General features: G+C 70.2%; 3 protein-coding genes. 2 read left to right on the top strand and 1 reads right to left on the bottom strand.

All coding sequences use genetic code 11. The annotated features are described in order from the left end of the window. On the bottom strand, positions 1-617 hold a 617-nt coding region (locus SSOG_RS53805), incomplete at its 3' end, for a DUF5324 family protein (protein ID WP_063631585.1). Positions 618-901: 284 nt separating this feature from the next. On the opposite strand from SSOG_RS53805, the gene SSOG_RS22130 reads away from it, so the two are divergent. Beyond that, entirely contained in the window at positions 902-1,435 is a 534-nt protein-coding gene (locus SSOG_RS22130; protein WP_009716467.1) for a peptidylprolyl isomerase, read from the top strand. Positions 1,436-1,529: 94 nt separating this feature from the next. After that, positions 1,530-2,408, top strand: a complete 879-nt coding sequence (locus SSOG_RS22125) for a rhomboid family intramembrane serine protease (protein WP_009716466.1) — start codon at positions 1,530-1,532, stop codon at positions 2,406-2,408. Positions 2,409-2,637: the final 229 nt, after the last annotated feature.

Genomic DNA, 2,637 nt, shown 5'->3' with positions numbered 1-2,637 from the left:
TCGCCCACCTCGGTCGCCGCCGGGGGCTCGACCAGCCAGTCGGGGTTGGCCTGCCGGTCCCACCACTTCCAGGCGGCGAAGACACCGGCGCCCACCAGGCCGATGAAGGTGGCCCGCTTGGCGGCGCGGCCCATGCTGGCCCGGCGGCGGCGCTTGCGGGCGAGCTTCTCGATGTCGGCCGCCGTCACATGGGTGCGCAGCGCGGCGACGGCGGCGCCCGCCCGCGTGACCGCCTCCTCGCGTACCGGACCGGCGGCCGCGCGGGCTCCGGCCACGGCGTGCTCGACGCGCGGCCCGGTGTAGTCGGCGGCCTGCCGCGCGGCCTTGCGGGTCCGCTTGGCGGCCTTGGTGGCGGCCGCGTCCACCTTGGGCGGCAGGGTGCCGCGGGCCTGGTTGAGCCGGGGTGCGACATGCGCGTGGTACTGGCTGCCGGCGGCGCACCGGGCCTGGTGCGCGGCGCCGGAGACCTTTGGTGCCAGCCGTACGCGGGCCTCGTGCGCGTAATGCGTGGCTGTGTCCTTGGCCGTGCCGGCGTAGGGCGCCACCGCCTCCGCGGCGTGCAGGACGCTGTCCTTCGCGGTGCCGGTCGCGGCTCGCACGCTGTCAATGCGGGTCACGGGATCCTCCTCCTCGGTGGCGTGGTGATGCTCCGGGGTGCAGAGTGCTGAGCTGCATGTGCGCAGTTTCGTGTTTCCATCCGAAGAAAGATCATGCCTGTTTGTGGAGATCATGCCCGTTCGCAGCCCACGCGGCATGCGTGATCCGGCATCCGGGTCATAGGGGAGATTCTCCCGGAAAACCCGCGGAATGGCGCGCCGCGTGCGCCTTCGGCGGCTACTCGTCGCGCTCGGGTCCGTGCGAGGATCAGGGCAAGGAAGCGATAAACGATGGAAGGTAGATCGTGGCCGAGCAGCTGTACGCCACCCTCAAGACGAACAACGGCGACATCGTGGTCCGGCTGCTGCCGAACCACGCGCCCAAAACCGTGAAGAACTTCGTGGAGCTCGCCGAGGGCACCCGCGAGTGGACCCACCCGGCCACCGGCAAGAAGGCCGCGGAGAAGCTCTACGACGGCACCGTATTCCACCGCGTGATCAGCGGTTTCATGATCCAGGGCGGTGACCCGCTGGGCAACGGCACCGGCGGCCCCGGCTACGAGTTCGGTGACGAGTTCCACCCGGACCTGGCCTTCAACAAGCCGTACCTGCTGGCCATGGCCAACGCCGGTCCGGGCACCAACGGCTCGCAGTTCTTCATCACGCTCGCGCCGACCACCTGGCTGACCGGCAAGCACAGCATCTTCGGCGAGGTCGTCGACGAGGCCAGCAAGAAGGTCGTCGACGCCATCGGGGGTGCCGCGACCAACCCGCGCACCGACCGGCCGCTCCAGGACGTCGTGATCGAGTCCGTCGTCGTGGAGACCCGGGAGGGCTGAACCCCGCACGGGAACTCCGCGCCCCGCTTGTCCGTGTGAACAAGCGGGGCGGGGGAACGCGCGCAAGTCTGCGGACAGGGGGCGAAGGGACACCATGGAGGACCAGGCGGTCTGCTGTTACCGGCACCCGCAGCGGGAGACCGGCATCAGCTGTACCCGCTGTGAGCGCCCGATCTGTCCGGAGTGCATGATCAGCGCCTCGGTCGGGTTCCACTGCCCGGAGTGCGTGAGCGGTGGTGCGTCCGCCCCTGGTGAGCCCCCGGGGCCCCCGCGGCGCGCGTCCGAGCCGCGCACCATAGCCGGCGGCGCGTACACCGCCGATCCGCGGCTGGTCACCAAGATCCTGATCGGGCTCAACATCGCCGTCTGGCTGGCGGTGCTGGGGACCGGCGACCGGCTGGTGGACGGCTTCGACCTGGTGGGCCGGGCCTACGACCCGGGGACGGCCGACATAGTGGGCGTCGCCGAGGGGCAGTGGTATCGGCTGCTGACCGCGGCCTTCCTGCACCAGCAGCCATTGCACATCGCGTTCAACATGCTGTCCCTGTGGTGGATCGGCGCCCCGCTCGAGGCCGCACTCGGCCGCGCCCGCTACCTCACGCTCTATCTGCTGTCGGGGCTCGGCGGCAGCGCGCTCTCATATCTGCTCGCCGCGCAGAACCAGCCCTCGCTCGGCGCCTCCGGCGCGGTCTTCGGCCTGCTGGGCGCCACCGCCGTGCTGATGCGCCGGCTCAACTACGACATGCGCCCCGTCATCGCGCTGCTCGTGCTGAACCTCATCTTCACCTTCGGCTGGTCCGGGATCGCCTGGCAGGCGCACGTCGGCGGCCTGGTGGTCGGCACGGTGGTGGCGTACGCGATGGTGCACGCGCCGCGGGAGCGTCGTGCCCTGGTGCAGCGGGGCGCCTGCGCCGTGATGCTGCTCGCGATCGTCGCGACCGTGTGGGTCCGTACGCTCCAGCTCACCGGCTGAGCGCCGACACGCAGCTCCCCGGGCGTCTCGAACGGGGGTGGGTTCGGTCAGTTGTCCACAGCACGTGGTGGATCTTGCGCACCCTGTGGAGAACATCTGTGCGTTTCCCTACTGACCTGCGTTTTCGCAGGAAGAAGCCGGTGTGAGCGATCGAACGGGGTCGTTCCATCAGTCACACCGGCGTCAACGCGGCAGAGGTTATCCACAGATCTTCTGAGTTCCCCGCCTG

This window comes from Streptomyces himastatinicus ATCC 53653, from assembly GCF_000158915.1.
Taxonomy (GTDB): Bacteria; Actinomycetota; Actinomycetes; order Streptomycetales; family Streptomycetaceae; genus Streptomyces; species Streptomyces himastatinicus.
Note: the sequence above shows the minus strand (reverse complement) of the source record. Positions and strands in the feature narration are given on the sequence as shown.

Bases quoted from the DNA above. Each gene is read 5' to 3' on its own strand.
- SSOG_RS22125 (WP_009716466.1), top strand. From the start codon at position 1,530: ATGGAGGACCAGGCGGTCTGCTGTTACCGGCACCCGCAGCGGGAGACC.